This is a genomic window from Paenibacillus radicis (ex Xue et al. 2023) (assembly GCF_024722015.1).
GTDB lineage: Bacteria > Bacillota > Bacilli > Paenibacillales > NBRC-103111 > Paenibacillus_S.
The window spans coordinates 94440-109982 of the sequence record NZ_JANQBD010000001.1 but is presented as its reverse complement, the minus strand read 5'-3'; the positions used below and the strand labels follow the sequence as shown (position 1 = coordinate 109982).

Sequence of the window (15543 nt, the reverse complement as noted above, 5' to 3'; positions counted from 1 at the left end):
GTGCTTCCACAAAATGTTCGTGAACGTATGCAAGCGATTGTCGGCGATAAATGGTTTAAGGATGATACGGAAACTTTGGTTTCCTATAGCTATGACGCTACGCCGTTGTATCAATCGATGCCGGAGGGGGTTGTGTTTCCTGCTTCGACTGAGGAAGTGTCCGGTATTATGAAGATATGCGCTGAGTACAAAATCCCGGTGATAGGACGTGGGGCCGGCAGTAATCTTTGTGCGGGTGTCGTTCCCGTGCTGGGCGGACTCGTTATTGTAATGACACGGATGAATCGTCTGCTGGAAATCGATCAAGATAACTTAACCGCGACATTTCAGACGGGGCTGAATACTAAGCAATTCCATACGGCAGTGGAGCAAACAGGGCTCTTTTATCCGCCGGATCCTGGCAGCATGATTATATGCACGATGGGTGGGAACATTGCGCTTGGAGCGGGCGGACTTCGTGGGCTTAAGTACGGAACGACGAAGGATTACGTGATTGGCCTTGAAGCGGTGCTTGCTAATGGAGACATTCTCAGAACCGGTGGGAAGCTTGTAAAGGATGTAGCCGGGTATGATTTGACCAAATTGCTTGTAGGCTCCGGGGGGACATTGGCAATATTGACAGAGGCAACGGTTAAGCTGGTGCCTAAGCCTGTATTTCGCAGGTCGATGCTTGCTATTTATAGCGATCTTTCTGCGGCTGCACGCTCTGTATCGCAAATTATTGCTAATCGGATTACGCCGTGCACGCTTGAGTTTATGGATAAAGCTACGATTCGTGTGGTTGAGGATTTTGCGAGAATCGGTCTGCCTGTTGATGCAGAAGCTGTATTAGCCATTGAGCAGGATGGTGATGAGACAATCGTGGAGCGGGATTTGCTGCTTATTGAGGAAATTTGCCGCCGTGAGGGGGCAATTGAAGTAAAGGTGGCAGCTACGCCAGAGGAAGGCGCGAAAGTTATGGAGGCAAGGCGCAGCGCATTGGCTGCCTTGTCGAGACTGCGGCCTACGACCATTCTTGAGGATGCCACTGTGCCTAGATCAAAGCTAGCCGAGATGGTCCAGGAGGTTCAACGAGTAGCGGCTAAATTCGATGTTCAGATTTGCACCTTCGGACATGCCGGCGACGGCAACCTGCATCCAACGGCAATGACTGATGCTAGGAACCCGGAGGAGCTGCACAGGGTCGAGCAAGCTTTTGATGAAATATTCGAGGTTGCACTGAGCCTGGGAGGCACGATAACCGGAGAGCACGGTGTCGGTTTGGTTAAAGCGCCGTATCTCGAATGGAAGGTCGGGGCTTCCGGCATTGATATTATGAAGCGCTTGAAGCTGGCATTCGATCCGGACAACATTATGAACCCTGGGAAGATGTTTGCAGAAACGCGAAAACGGGTAGTATTAAATAGGCCTCATGGAGGCTCGAACAGCAATACACAGGCACCTGAGCAGCAACAACAGCAGCAACAACAACAGCAACTGGATGATAAAAAAGCTTCGCGGGAAGGGCAGTGACTTTAGTTATGGCGATCGAACAATCAAGGCTGGCAGAAAAGCTGAAGCTTACGCTTGATTCTGACCAATTAACTAACTGTATGCGCTGCGGCTTCTGTCAAACGGCCTGTCCTACGTTCAATGAGACAGGACTGGAGGCAGCCTCCCCGCGAGGGCGCATTGCGTTAATGAAAGCCGTCGCTGACGGTGTTATGGCACCTGACCAGCAATTTAAGGAGCAGATGGATTTATGTCTGGGCTGCCGTGCCTGTGAGCCTGCCTGCCCATCCGATGTGAAATATGGCCAGCTCATTGAGCAGGCGAGGGAATCGATCACCTCGGAAACGGAGTTTCCTTGGCATGTAAAGGCGATTCGCTCCTTATTCATGGAGCGGCTGTTCCCGCATCATGGCCGCATGCGTATGGTTGGTGGCTTGCTCAAGCTGTACCAGCGCTCGGGTATGCAGCAGCTGACGCATAAAAGCGGCGTGATGCGCATGTTTCCCGAGCATATGCGGCAGATGGAGGCGATCCTGCCGCAGGCTTCCTCCGATGGCGTTGTCCGCGCTTGGGAGAAGCTGGGTCTCCCGGCGGCTTGGGAAACAACGCCAAGCGGCCAGCGCGTGCTCGTGATTCCGCCTGTCGGCGACAAGCTGGCACGCATCGGCCTGTTCCGCGGCTGCATCATGGATGTGCTGTTCACGTCGACTAACGTGAACACAATCCAACTGCTCCGCAGGGCCGGCTTCGAGGTCGCTATTCCGACCTCGCAAACCTGCTGCGGAGCGCTGCACGCCCACGCGGGCGAGACGGACGCGGCACGCCGCCTCGCCCGCGTGAACATCGACGCCTTCGCCGATGCCGGCGTCGACAGCATTGCGAGCAACGCCGGCGGCTGCGGCGCGAGCCTGAAGGAATATGACCATCTGCTGCACGCCGATGCGTCATGCTCCGATGCTGCGCACGGCTTCGCCCGCAGCGTCAAGGACATCTCCGAGCTGCTCACGGAGCAAGGGCGTCCGCTGCCCATCAAGCGGGAGCAGCCTGCAACGACTGTCACGTATCAGGATTCGTGCCATCTGCGCAATGTGATGCGCGTTCAGAGCGCGCCTCGTACCCTTCTGAAGTCGGTGCCGGGCGTCCGCCTTAATGAACTGCAGGGGGCCGAGCGCTGCTGCGGTTCGGCCGGAATTTACAATTTGACTCAGCCTCAAATGTCCACTCAAGTGCTAGACCACAAGATGGAGCTTGTGGAAGAAACCAATGCTCAGGTTATTATAACAGCCAATCCTGGTTGCTTACTTCAAATGCAGTGGGGAGTCTATCGCTCAGGACAATCGGATCGGATGAAGGCTATGCATCTTGTAGATTTTCTTGCCGAATCATTGGAAAATTAACTGTAAAGCTTGCCGGAATTTGAAAAGTTGAACGGATTCACGAAGCCATTACGAAACAAAAAAGCTTTCACAAGGATAGCTCGGGGTCAGGTATTGGCACTGAAAATAACGCAATGCAATCTAATAGTCCTGACGACCTAGAAGTAGGCGCTGGACTATTTGTTGCTATTCAGATGGAAAATTTTTATTTTTATGTAAAACGACAAAGGAAAATGGACAAACTTGGAGAATTATTTGATTTGTCACTTGTAATATTATCCTATAATTTGAATGTTTCGTGGATATTCGGTGTATAATGGAACTATATGAACCTATTTATAGTACTATCTCTAGAGAGTGAATGAATATTTAAGGAGGACATAAGTAATGGATCCAATATCTTCTCTGTCAGAACTGCTGGCGGAGCAAAAAGCATCTTCGTACATTGAAATTCCCGGTGTAGCTTCAAGAACATTCGGGCAAGCAACTCTTTCCACAACGTTGCCTATGAGTAAACTATTTTCCATTTATGAAGTCGATTTGGAAGTACAGCGTTCCATTGTTCCACAAAATCTTTCCAAGCTCATGGATTACATCATGCTTTTTCTGGATCACAATCAAGGCATTTATTTTCCGGGTTTAATTTTATCGGCTAGAGGTGCCGGTGAGTATGATGAAGAGCAAAAGGTATACCGCTTACAAGCCATTGAAAAGCTGTATGTGGTCGATGGACAGCATCGTTTGGCAGCTTTCCGCAGATTAATGGAAACATTGCAAAGCAACATGGCGCGGGCCAAGGACCGCAGGGAATACGAGCGAATGGAAGAAATTACAGCTAAGCTGAGCAAGCTGTACACCTTCCCTGTATCTACGATGATCTATTTGGACATCAATTCCCGACAAGAACGTCAATTGTTCTCGGATATTAACAAGCTTCCGCGTAAAATCGGCGGTAATCTTGCGGTTCTTAGAGAGCAAAGAAGATTTTACCATGTGCTGGCGACCCAATTGGCTGAACAGGATCCAGCGATGAAGCAAATATCCGTAGATATGTTTACGGAACGTGGTAAAGGGCCCGAGTTTTTATTTTCCTATCATCTGCTTGTGGAAATTTTGGCTGGTTTGTTCGAAGGCCGCCTGAAATCGGCTGCCCGCAACAACGGCTACTATTTCGAGGATAAAGAAGTTGAGGAGCATCAAAAGCTGGCTTCCTTTTACTTCGATACTCTCCTGAGATATTTACCGGACCCGGTAAAAGGCGAGCAGTGCTGGACGGAAAATATCCAGATTGCACTGGCGATGTTCTTTCATGATGAAGTGGTCAAAACAGGTACGTTCAATCGGTATGCGCTTGAGTATTCAATGAAAATTTTGCCTCACATTGATTGGAACGGGATTTATTCGGGAGATGAAAAGGACAGATTGCCAAGACGCTCACGTATAGTCAAAGCTTACCAGTATATCAAAGACTTCTATCAGGAGCATCATCTGTTTCTGATTCGTGATAAGGAGGACGCCGGCTAATGGATGGACTTTGCTTAAATATGACAATTCACCCGTTTTGCGAAAAATTCGGGTTAGCAACGGTGGCAATACAAGTACAGGATTTGCTGAATTACACATCGATCGATCCGATGGTTCAGCGTAAGCTAAGCGGAGGACAGCGCCGTAAAATTTCCAACTATTTGCAGGAGCGCGAGCTGGATCGCGTATTTTTCGGACCTGTGACGCTATCCCTGCGTGAAGTGAGTTCATTAGCAAAGATGGAGAAGGGATTGTTTTTGCGTCCTGGCTCCAAGCTTAGTATTTTGGACGGACAGCATCGGATTTTGGCATTGGGCTATGTAAACGAGCAAATGCTGAAGGAAGTACGCAGTCATGAGAAAAAGGTATCCGTTTTGACGATCAAGCAGCGCAGGTCTCCCGAGAATGAAGAGCTGAAGCTGGAGCTTGAACAAATGCAGGGCCTTGTAGAACAAATCGAGCGCCGTCGCCTTGAATTGATGGAGAGCGAACTGGCCGTGCAAATATATATTGGTCTGAGCGAAGAAGAAGAGAAGCAGCTGTTTGGCGACATTAACTCGAAGGTACAGCTGGTGAGCAAGGAGCTGGGCCATTCCTTCGATAGTATCGATCCATTGAATCTTGTTATTCAACAGGTGGTCGATCACAACGTCTTCCTTAAAGGCGCAGGCGTGGAACGCCGTGCAAACCTGACTTCGTATAACAAAAACTTTACTTCCTTTAGCTGGTTGTATTCAACGGCAACCATGCTGTTTACTGGTAAAATGCAGCCGTCCTACGAGCTGGCTCGCAAAATTCGTCAGGATCCGTCCACGTACACGGAGATTTTGCATCAGTTCTACAGTACATTGCTGCCTTTGATGCCGGAGCAGCCGGGCCTTCCGCAGTATAGCTCCGCCAGTCGGGCTATGCAGGAAAGTATTGCTTTGTATGCAAATGGCCACTTGTTTAAGGATGGCAAATATACGAAAAATTGGACATCATGTCTGAGCATCTTCGAGGGCTTCGATTGGACTCAGGAGAATGAACACTTGATCGAGCGCTTCGGAACATTGGATAACGGCAAGCTAAATCTGATTCATGAGAAATCTCTGCGCAAGCATGGCAAGCTGGTACAGCTTTTCCAAGAGCTGCATGGGGAGTCAACAGGTGACGAGGCGTCTACGGCTTAGTAAGACATAATTTGGTTTGGAATATTCAACAAAAACATCCTTAATTCGCTCACATTATTTTAAAGTGGTGCGGTTTTGGATGTTTTTTTGTTACTGATTTACGGGCATCAATGTGAGCCAAGTTTGATTCTATCGGAAAATTGATTATGATAGTAAATAAGAGGTTTGAAATCTTACTATTACTATAAGGATTGAGGTGTTACCTGGATGTCGAGTATTAAAGAAATCGCACGATTAGCGAATGTATCGCAAGGTACAGCCTCTATCGTACTTAACGGGAAGGGGGAACAATACAGGATTTCCACGAGTACACAGCAAAAAATATTTGAGGCTGCCAGGGAGTTGAACTATCAGCCTAATATTTCGGCAAGACGTCTGCGCAGTGGCGGTGAAACGGTACTTCCGATCATTGCGTTGTTTTGGGCGTTGGATACGCGCACAGCATTGATCAGCCGGTTTTTGAAAGGAGTACAGCTCACGCTTGCTACGATTGAGGGAGAATACGAGCTGCTTATTCAACCATATGTAGGCTCGAAATTGAGTGAGGTACGGGGTTTGGTCACGGGTACACGATTTAACGGGGCGATCATTGCCAACTCGACCGAAGAGGATGAGAAGTTTCTGCATCAAGCCAGTTTAAATGTGCCAGTCGTCTTGTATCAAAGAAGCTCATCCAAATATTGCACGGTGAATGTCGATGGATATAAGACTGGGGAGGAGGTTGCGAAATTATTGGCAAACCGGGGACATCGTCAAGCGGGGATCATTGTGCCGGATGTATCGTCGCAAGCCATTCTCCTTCGCAAGCAAGGCTTTTTGAAGGAAGCTGCAGCGCTCGGGTTGGAGGTGTCGCCGTCCCATGTTGTAAGCTTCAATTTTTCAGAAAACGGCGGCTACGAGGCCATACAGAGCTTGCTTGAAAATAGTTCGAACCTGCCTTCTGCGCTTTTTATCCTCAGTGATCGCATGGCTGTCGGAGCCTTGATGGGACTGAATGAAGCAGGCAAAAAGGTACCTGATGATATCGAGATCATAGGGCATGACGATGATGAGGTCGCCCAATTTACAATCCCTACCTTATCGACTGTACATTTGCCGGTTGAGGAAATGGCAGGCGAATGTGTGAACATGCTGGTCGAAATGATGCATCATAGAATAACTACACCGACAAGTAAAGTATTTGATACACATATAGTTACGCGAATGTCCTGTGGAAACTTTAAATAGAATGGGTTTGAATATAGGCACTTAATTTGACATGAACCTGGCCATCGGCCAGGTTTTTTCCGTTTCTCCCCAAAGAATCGGATTGATACCGGTTAGTGCATTTTCAAAAAAAGTGAGCATCAAAAATAAAAATGTTGACAGGGAAAGAATTGTAAAATATGATAATAACGTATTAGCATAACGTTTTAGCAAAACGTATTAGCATAACGATTCAGCTAAAAGTGGAGAGTGAATTATGGCTAGCGTAAAGGAGATTGCCCAGCTTGCGAACGTATCTCAGGGTACGGCTTCTATGGTGCTTAACGGTAAAGGCGATCAATATCGGATTTCCGCAGCCACACAGCAAAAAATAATCGAGGTTGCCAGGCAAGTGAACTACCAGCCCAATATATCAGCCAGACGTTTACGCAGCGGTGGAGAGACGGTATTACCGATCATTGCCTTGTTCTGGGCTCTTGATACTCGTACGGCTTTGATCAGTCGAGTATTAAAGGGGATTCAAGATTCATTCACTTGTTTGGAAGAGGAATACGAGCTTATGATTCAGCCTTATGTAGGAACGAGGCTGTGCGAGGTTCGGAGCTTGCTGACAGGAACGCGGTTCAATGGGGCCATTATCGCTAACCCTACAGAACAGGACGAGGAATTTTTGGATCAGGCCAATCTGCTCGTTCCTATCGTATTGTACCAGCGAAGCTCGACTAAATATTCTTATGTGAATGTCGACAGCTTTAAGTCAGGGGAGAACGTGGCGATGCTGTTTGCAAGCCGTGGACACAGCCGGGTTGGAGTGATCGTTCCGAATGTATCGTCCAAAGCGATTCGACTTCGTAAAGAAGGCTTTATGGCGAAAGCCGGTGAATTGGCACTGGCAATAGCTGAGCAGCATCTCGTCTATTCGGACTTCTCGGAAGAGGGCGGATATGAAGCGATACGGATTTTGATGGAACAAGAGGGTGAATTGCCTTCAGCAATTTTCGTAATCAGCGATCAAATGTCAGTTGGGGCTCTGATGGCACTGAATGAAGTGGGAATCAGGGTACCGAAAGATATCGAGATCGTAGGCCATGACGACGATGAAGTGACACGTTTTACGATTCCACCGCTAACAACGGTTCATCTTCCTGTAGAAAAAATGGCGAGTGAATGTGTGAAGCAGTTAACCAACTTAATGCAGCATAAGTCCAACTCGACGGTTTCACATCTGTTTGAAACTCATTTGGAAATAAGGCAATCTTGCGGAGGCTATAAGTAGAATAAGCGCTCCGCTATTCCGGACAAGAAAGACAACGCTTACATGTCTTGTCTGACGCAGTCTATTGAATCTGCTTACTAGAAGCTTTGATATTTGACGGTGTCTCGTCTGTAATTGAAGCTCTTTAAGAAATATATAAATTATGTTTAGGAGGAAAAAAAGTATGACGTTAAAAAGGGTGCCAACATTACTCGTATCCGCAGCACTAATGGTAGCTTTCTCGGGGTGTCAAAGCAGTGGAAACAATCCAAGCACACAACCGGCAGCTTCCAACACTCCGGCAGCAACAGCTCCGGCACCAAGTGGACCGGTCAAAATCGATTATTGGGGCGGTTGGACCGGCCCTGACTTAGAAACGATGAAAGGCTTGGTTGACAAATATAATAAAGAGCAGAACAAAGTCCAAGTCGAATTCACTTCATTGCAATGGACTCCTTTATTCGCAAAGTTCCTTACGGAGATGAAAAGCGGTCATCCGCCTGATGTTCTGGCCATGCATCCGTTTGAGCTTGGTCAATTTACCGAAATGGGTGTGCTTGATCCGAAAACTGCTGAAACTGTAAAGATGAATAAAGCGGATTACTCGGATTATGCATGGGGCGGTACGTTCTACAAAGGTAAACAATATGCTGTGCCTTTGGATGTGCATATGCACGGTCTTTATTATAACAAAGATTTATTTGAGAAAGCAGGCTTGTCGGCTCCGCCCAAGACGGGAGAAGAGCTCATTGCCATGGCTCAAAAGCTGACTGTGGACAAGAACGGTAAACACCCAAATGAAAGCGGATTCGATGACAAAAACGTTGAGCAATACGGACTTGGCTTCGCTATGAATCATCATGTATTTTATCAATTTTTCGCTTTAATGAATCAGCAAAATGCAAATCCGTTTAATGAAACGATGACCAAAGTGGATATAGACGTGGATAAAGCGGCCAAAGCTTTTGGTTTCTTACAGGATCTGGTCTTCAAGTACAAGGTTGTTCCAAAAGGCGAGAAATCGAATATGGATGATTTCGTTGCCGGAAAAATCGCAATGACCGTAGATGGTCCTTGGAATATGCCTAAGCTGGAAGCTACTCCAAACCTTAAATGGGGAAGCTCAGCGTATCCTCAAGTGTTTGAAAAACAAGCGGCATGGGGTGCAGCAGAAATATTGACGTTCCCGTTGAATGAAAAAGGAGATCCGAACAAGAAGGCTGCAGCTGCCGAGTTTGTTAAATGGCTGGACAAAAACTCCGGTGACTGGGCTAAGTCAGGCCAGCTGCCTTCAAGTAATGCGGGCATGGAAGTGGCTAAGAAAATGGTCGGAAGAGATGCTTTTGTCGGAAGCTTGAACAGTGCGTTCCTGCTGCCTGCACATCCGAAATCTGCTCAGTTGTTCTCAAGCACGGCTCCGAGCCCGATTCTGACTGCTGCTCAAGATGCGATTCTAAACAATAAGAATACTTTGGAAATTGCCAAGCAGCTGAAGAAAGACATGGAAAGTATATTGGCTGACAAGTAAAAGATTTTTGGCAAGTATCACATGCGACATGAAGGCAATAATGGACATGGCCGGTTGCGGCTGGCTATGTCTATCATCTAAGTATTTTAGCGAAAGGGTTGTAGACTCTATGAGAAGACAAGGAAAGGTCGCGGCATTGTTTTTATTGCCTTACTTGTTGATATTCGTTGTCTTTCGTTTTGGACCGAGTGTGGCAGGGTTGTTCGTCAGTTTTACCAAGTGGAATATTGTAGGTAATGCGACGTTTGCGGGTTTAAATAATTTCGAAAAGCTATTTCGCGATCCCAACTTTTATATTTCTTTGAAAAACACATTGGCCTTCTTGTTAATGACTTTACCAGCGCTAATCGTTCTCAGCCTGCTGCTAGCCGTGCTGCTGAATCAAAAGCTACGCTTTCGTAATTCGGTCAGGACAATTGCTATTATCCCGTATGTGCTTATACCTGCGGTTGTAGGGATCATATGGAATTGGTTGTATGATAACAATTTCGGCATTCTTAATTATTATTTAAAAGCTATTGGCTTAAGTCCTGTGGAATGGCTGACGAGCGATAAATACGCTCTGTTCTCCGTGGCTATTGTTACTATATGGTCCTACATGGGATATAACATGATTCTATATCTTGCCGGGCTGCAGGACATTTCTGCGGAATTGTATGAGGCTGCAAAAATTGACGGGGCTAACAAGATCCAGTCATTTATGAGTATTACGTTACCGCTCTTAAAGCCAATCACCTCGATGATTATTACTTTGACGTTAATTAACACGATTCAAGTGTTCGATCAGATTTTTGTCATGACCAACGGTGGGCCAGGAACGGCGACCTTAACGCTTGTTCAGTACTTGTACGGAACGGCTTTCCAGAATTATAACCTTGGCTATGGCTCAACCTTGGGCATCGCTATTCTGGTAATACTGGTCGTGCTTGTACAAATCCAGTCCAGATTTCTGAAGTTGGATGACTAGGAGTGAAACTAAATATGCATATAAAAAAAATTCTCGTATATCTGGTTATGGCTTTTACCAGCGCTGTATTCCTGCTGCCATTACTTTGGTCCGTCATCTCTTCTCTTAAGCCGGAAGCCAAGATTGTGAGTTATCCTCCGCAATGGATCCCGGATCATTTTACACTTGAGAACTACGTTCAGGTTTTGCAGAAGCACCCCTACCTAAGCTGGATGCTTAACAGCATTTATATGACAGTAGCTTCCACGGTTTTTGTTCTCGTATTAACAACGTTGGCAGCTTATGCGTTCGGACGGTTGGAGTTCAGAGGTAAGAAGTTAATATTTACACTTGTGCTCTCTATGCTATTGATTCCGATTCAAGCTTACATTGTTCCGTTATTTCTGCTCGTATCGAGTCTCGGTATATTGAATACGTACTCCGCTATTGTATTGGTAGCCGGTGCGAATGTGACGAGTGTATTTATTCTAACCAGCTTTTTTAAAAGCATTCCGAAAGAGCTTGAAGAGGCAGCTCGCATTGACGGCTGTCAGGATTTCGGTATTTTTGCCAAAATCATGCTTCCGCTTTCCAAGCCAGCGCTTTCTACGGTAACGATTCTTATGTTTATAACGAACTGGAATAATTTCTTGTGGCCGCTTATTGCGATCAGAGAAAATGCTTTGAAGCCTTTGACGGTAGGAATTGCCCAGTTCATGGGTGGAGCTAACTCTACGGCACAGTTTCAATACGGAACATCTCTTGCAGGTGCTTGCATGGCCATCATTCCGTCCATTATCGTTTTTCTTTCCTTGCAGCGTTATTTCGTTGAGGGAATTGCGAATACAGGGATTAAAGGCTAGATATATATAGTTGGGGAGGCGTAGCTCCATGATTAAAGAAGTTGCTAAAACCTATGTTTTTGAAGCAAACACATCCTTTAAAAGCTGTCATGCTTCTCATTTGGCACTGCTTCCCGGTGGGGACATCCTTGCGGTATGGTTCGCAGGAAGTGAAGAAGGTGCCGATGATGTTGCCATTTGGTGTGCAAGGAAGCATAACGGAAGCTGGTCGGCGCCTTATCGATTAGCTGATGAGGAAGGGCTGCCGCATTGGAATCCCGTTTTGTTTGTGAAACAGGATGGAGAAATTGTGCTTTATTATAAAGTGGGACGATTAATTAAGGAATGGTCTACCCGTTATAAAATTTCCCGGGACAATGGTTTCACATGGAGCGAGCCTCTTGAACTAGTTGAAGGAGATCGTGGGGGAAGAGGAGCTGTTCGCAACAAACAGATCGTGCTTACGAATGGTACTTGGTTGGCACCGGCTTCAACGGAGAATGGGATCTGGAAGGCTTTCGTTGATAGTTCATCAGATCAAGGGGACAGCTGGGTTAGAAGTCAGGATATTGGCATCGGCAGTTTCGATGAAAATAGCAGCATTGAAGAGGTTACAGACAGTAATATTCCCGTATCCACGCAGTCGTTTTATGGAAGAGGTGTGATTCAGCCGACGCTTTGGGAATCTGAGCCTGGGAAGGTACATATGCTGCTAAGAAGCTCGGAAGGCCGAATTTATCGCAGTGATTCCTCAGATTACGGAAGAACCTGGAATGATGCGTACCCAACACAGCTTCCTAACAACAATTCAGGCATTGATCTTGTAAAGATGGATAACGGGACATTGGTTCTTGCTTATAATCCGGTAGAAACCAATTGGGGGCCTAGAACGCCGCTTGTACTGGCATGCTCCAACGATAACGGCGCTTCATGGGGGAATGAGCTTGTACTGGTGGAGGGTGAAGGAGAGTACTCTTATCCCGCAATCCTGTCGGATGGAAATGATATCTACGTCACCTATACTTGGAAAAGGGAAAATATCGCCTTTGTACAATGCTCGCTTTAGCCTAGAGCCATAGAGAAATGAACAGCCATACTAAGGGTAGTGGAGGAAAATAAATGAAACCGAATATTTCAAAAGGAATATGGCCAACCATGGTTACTCCTTTTACAGAGTCCAATGAGATTGACTACGAGGCTACTGAACGTCTCATTGAATGGTTTATTTTAAATCAGGTAGATGGACTTTTTGCGGTATGCCAATCCAGTGAAATGTTTTTTTTGACACTGGAAGAAAGAGTGAAGCTGGCGGCATTTGTTAAGGAGAAAGCGGCAGGACGTGTCCCTGTAATTGCTTCGGGGCATATCTCGGATGATTTTGAAGATCAGATCAAGGAATTAAATGCAATGGCTGACACAGGAATTGATGCACTAGTTCTAATTACGAACCGACTTGCTCTGGAGGGCGAATCGGATGAGGTTTGGAAAAGAAACTTGGAAAGTTTATTGAAGCAAATACCCGCGGATATCGCTCTTGGCTTTTACGAATGCCCCCATCCCTACAAGCGTCTTATCTCGCCGGAGCTATTGAAATGGTGTGCGGGTACAGGAAGATTTCTATTTCTCAAGGACACCAGCTGCGATGTGGATAATATGAAAGGGAAATTGGAGGCCGTACAGGACGGCGGTTTGCAAATATATAATGCTAACACGGCTACCTTGCTGGAAACCTTGAAGCTTGGTATTACTGGATACAGTGGTATTATGGCTAATTTCCATCCTGATCTTTACGTATGGTTACAGCGTAATTGGTTGGTCAAACAGGAAGAAGCGGCTCAATTGGTCGACTTCCTAAGCATGGCGTCCTTTATTGAAAAACAATTATACCCTGTAAATGCCAAATACTATTTAATGCTGGAGGGTATTCTCGATAATTATCACTGCCGATCCAAAAACCATGATGGTTTTACCGCAACCAATCGGCTTGAGGTAGAGCAGCTGTACCGACTGTCCAAGAGCTTGTCGGAGCAGTACCGGATTTAATTGCAAGTAGGAATTTTCCGATAATCTGTGTTCGTGTGGCTACGCAATACAACGATTATCGGAGTCCTATTAGTTAATGATGTAAACGTTATCACACCAGAAGGATGCTTCAGCTGAACTTGAAAGGGGGTGGGACGATAAGTTGATGGGAGAAAAAGCAGTCCTATTATGAAATGGTTGAAAGTGCAAGATTATGGAATCTTACATCCCTAATAGAGCTTTTAAGATTAATTGAAAGGAAGTGCAGTAAGTTGAAAATAAAAAGACGTATAAGCCTTCTATTATTTCTGATGATGACATTCAGTCTGTTTCAAACAGTAGCGATCGTGTCCGCAGATCCTGCAGCGATGGAGGGAATATTTAAAAGAGATATTTTCCCTTATCACAATGAACATAACCATGGCCCTTCTATGGTAGAGCTGAAAGACGGCACCTTGTTTGCGGTCTGGTTCAGAGGAGAAGGCGAGAGAGATGCTAACAATACAAGACTTATGGGAGCCAGATCGAAGGATGGCGGAAAAACATGGACAGCCCCTTTCCTGGTTTACGATACATATGATTTCCCAGATATTAACCCGGTCTTGTTTGTCGATAGCCAGGATCGGTTATGGCTTTTCTATTATATCGTGTTAAACGGTCAATGGGTTTCATCCCAACCGAGATATATGTATGCCGATCTTGGCAGCTATGAATACGATATCACCAATGGAAGCAATCCCAAATGGCATTATCCTGAAGTAGTTTATATGAACGTTGGCGATACAATGTCAGGTGCAGGCTCGTATGCGAACGGACAATGGAATTATCGTATTAAAGGCTCGGAAATTAGACATGTCCTGCCTAGCAAGGTTACAGCTGCGACGCCTCTCGACCCTTCGAAATATGTTGAAGTAACTTCACAGTATAATCCTTCGGATATACGCTATGTTACAGACAGCTTCGTAGTGGAGATGAAAAATGAATACGATAAATACTTGAATTATTTAACGACGGCAAAGCCTTACGATGATGTCTATGCGGGCAGAAGCCAAGAGATTGCTGATTTGCTTAAGAACGGGAAATACGTTATGAACGCCAATGGCATCGGCTATTCAACCTACGAGCCTCCTATTATCAAGAACTCTATTGAGCGGGCAGCAGGTGCGGATAACGATTACAAAACCTGGAATCCGGCGTATAACCGTATGGGCTGGCAAACGAAAAACAAGCCATTGGAGATCGATTACAATGGCAAGAAGAGATTGCTGCTGCCTCTTTATTCCGATTCCTTGGCCAACTCGGTCTTTATCTATACCGATGATAGAGGAGCAACCTGGCAAATAAGCGAGCCTGTTGTAGGATCCGGTACGATTCAAGGCTCCATGATTCAATTAACCGATGGTACAGTTCGCGCCTATTTTAGAAGCGGTAAGCTGGATGGCAGAAACGGACGTCTTGCTTGGCATGTGTCCTATTCGGAATCCAAGGACGGCGGGGCTACCTGGAGTACCGCAAAGGTTGATCCTTATTTGAAAAATGACGGCGGCTTTGAGTTTGCCAAGCTTGCTAACGGTGACTGGCTTGCCCTGCATAATCAAGAGGTGAACCGTGATCTTCTGAAAAGCGGACACAGAAATTCTGTGAGTTTATCGCTTTCCAAGGATGAAGGGAAGACATGGAAGTCGATATTGATTGATGAAGATCCGCTTAAGGATCAGACGTATCAATATCCATCGGTAATTGTTGGAAGCAACAATGAGCTGTTGATGATTTATTCCCACCATTCATCCTCAGGTAAAACGATGGGCTTTGCAAGAGTGGAAGCTAGCGAGATGGAAAAATTGTTCGGAGCGACCATGACTGCTTCAAACGCGGGAGTTGCGGTGGGTCAATCATTAAATATGTCCACTACTAGCAGCAAGCAGCTTACTGTTGAATTGACTGTAGACGGTGTTGTCAGAACAGACGGCGGTAATGTGTGGAGTTCAGATACCCCTGCTGTTGCATCCGTTGACCAAACAGGCACCATCACAGCCAAGAAAGCAGGCACGGCATTAATCTATGTGAAAAGTGTGAAATACGGAACTTTGCTGAAATGTCTGGTTACGGTCACTGATGCTCCTTAAGTTGACAGAGCTACATGGAACGGTTCGACGAAGTTACTTTTAAAGGGGAAATGAA

General features: G+C 46.1%; 12 protein-coding genes. All 12 read left to right on the top strand.

Features of this window, described 5'->3' with window-relative positions; all coding sequences use genetic code 11:
- The 12 genes from NV381_RS00470 to NV381_RS00415 all read left to right on the top strand — a co-directional run bounded on the left by NV381_RS00470 (position 1) and on the right by NV381_RS00415 (position 15488).
- Positions 1-1512, top strand: coding sequence for an FAD-linked oxidase C-terminal domain-containing protein (locus NV381_RS00470; protein ID WP_258211287.1), 1512 nt, complete (start codon positions 1-3; stop codon positions 1510-1512).
- 8 nt (positions 1513-1520) lie between these two features.
- Positions 1521-2888 carry a (Fe-S)-binding protein gene (locus NV381_RS00465; protein WP_258211286.1) on the top strand — a complete coding sequence of 456 codons (1368 nt, stop codon included), beginning with the start codon at positions 1521-1523 and terminating at the stop codon, positions 2886-2888.
- A 366-nt stretch (positions 2889-3254) separates the two neighbouring features.
- Positions 3255-4391 carry a DGQHR domain-containing protein gene (locus NV381_RS00460; protein WP_258211285.1) on the top strand — a complete coding sequence of 379 codons (1137 nt, stop codon included), beginning with the start codon at positions 3255-3257 and terminating at the stop codon, positions 4389-4391.
- On the top strand, positions 4391-5563 hold the full coding sequence (locus NV381_RS00455; RefSeq protein WP_258211284.1) for a DNA sulfur modification protein DndB: 1173 nt from the start codon (positions 4391-4393) through the stop codon (positions 5561-5563). The genes NV381_RS00460 and NV381_RS00455 overlap by 1 nt, the downstream gene beginning before the upstream one ends.
- A 207-nt stretch (positions 5564-5770) precedes the next feature.
- Entirely contained in the window at positions 5771-6790 is a 1020-nt protein-coding gene (locus tag NV381_RS00450) for a LacI family DNA-binding transcriptional regulator (RefSeq protein WP_258211283.1), read from the top strand.
- Positions 6791-7025: 235 nt separating this feature from the next.
- Positions 7026-8045, top strand: a complete 1020-nt coding sequence (locus NV381_RS00445; protein ID WP_258211282.1) for a LacI family DNA-binding transcriptional regulator — start codon at positions 7026-7028, stop codon at positions 8043-8045.
- 163 nt (positions 8046-8208) lie between these two features.
- A complete protein-coding gene (locus NV381_RS00440) occupies positions 8209-9552 on the top strand; it encodes an ABC transporter substrate-binding protein (protein WP_258211281.1) in 1344 nt (447 codons plus the stop codon).
- A gap of 109 nt (positions 9553-9661) precedes the next feature.
- Entirely contained in the window at positions 9662-10519 is an 858-nt protein-coding gene (locus tag NV381_RS00435) for a carbohydrate ABC transporter permease (protein WP_258211280.1), read from the top strand.
- Between the two features lie 14 nt (positions 10520-10533).
- On the top strand, positions 10534-11361 hold the full coding sequence (locus NV381_RS00430; RefSeq protein ID WP_258211279.1) for a carbohydrate ABC transporter permease: 828 nt from the start codon (positions 10534-10536) through the stop codon (positions 11359-11361).
- Between the two features lie 28 nt (positions 11362-11389).
- On the top strand, positions 11390-12406 hold the full coding sequence (locus NV381_RS00425) for a sialidase family protein (protein WP_258211278.1): 1017 nt from the start codon (positions 11390-11392) through the stop codon (positions 12404-12406).
- A 53-nt stretch (positions 12407-12459) separates the two neighbouring features.
- Positions 12460-13383 (top strand): dihydrodipicolinate synthase family protein, encoded by a 924-nt coding sequence (locus tag NV381_RS00420; RefSeq protein WP_258211277.1) that lies wholly within the window; start codon positions 12460-12462, stop codon positions 13381-13383.
- 251 nt (positions 13384-13634) lie between these two features.
- Positions 13635-15488: an exo-alpha-sialidase gene (locus NV381_RS00415; RefSeq protein WP_258211276.1), complete on the top strand. Its 1854-nt coding sequence runs from the start codon at positions 13635-13637 to the stop codon at positions 15486-15488.
- Positions 15489-15543: the final 55 nt, after the last annotated feature.

What these genes read in the sequence shown, in the direction of transcription:
- NV381_RS00465 (WP_258211286.1), top strand. Translation starts at nt 1,521, where the DNA reads ATGGCGATCGAACAATCAAGGCTGGCAGAAAAGCTGAAGCTTACGCTT.
- NV381_RS00460 (WP_258211285.1), top strand. Translation starts at nt 3,255, where the DNA reads ATGGATCCAATATCTTCTCTGTCAGAACTGCTGGCGGAGCAAAAAGCA.
- NV381_RS00455 (WP_258211284.1), top strand. Translation starts at nt 4,391, where the DNA reads ATGGATGGACTTTGCTTAAATATGACAATTCACCCGTTTTGCGAAAAA.
- NV381_RS00450 (WP_258211283.1), top strand. Translation starts at nt 5,771, where the DNA reads ATGTCGAGTATTAAAGAAATCGCACGATTAGCGAATGTATCGCAAGGT.
- NV381_RS00445 (WP_258211282.1), top strand. Translation starts at nt 7,026, where the DNA reads ATGGCTAGCGTAAAGGAGATTGCCCAGCTTGCGAACGTATCTCAGGGT.
- NV381_RS00440 (WP_258211281.1), top strand. Translation starts at nt 8,209, where the DNA reads ATGACGTTAAAAAGGGTGCCAACATTACTCGTATCCGCAGCACTAATG.
- NV381_RS00435 (WP_258211280.1), top strand. Translation starts at nt 9,662, where the DNA reads ATGAGAAGACAAGGAAAGGTCGCGGCATTGTTTTTATTGCCTTACTTG.
- NV381_RS00430 (WP_258211279.1), top strand. Translation starts at nt 10,534, where the DNA reads ATGCATATAAAAAAAATTCTCGTATATCTGGTTATGGCTTTTACCAGC.
- NV381_RS00425 (WP_258211278.1), top strand. Translation starts at nt 11,390, where the DNA reads ATGATTAAAGAAGTTGCTAAAACCTATGTTTTTGAAGCAAACACATCC.
- NV381_RS00420 (WP_258211277.1), top strand. Translation starts at nt 12,460, where the DNA reads ATGAAACCGAATATTTCAAAAGGAATATGGCCAACCATGGTTACTCCT.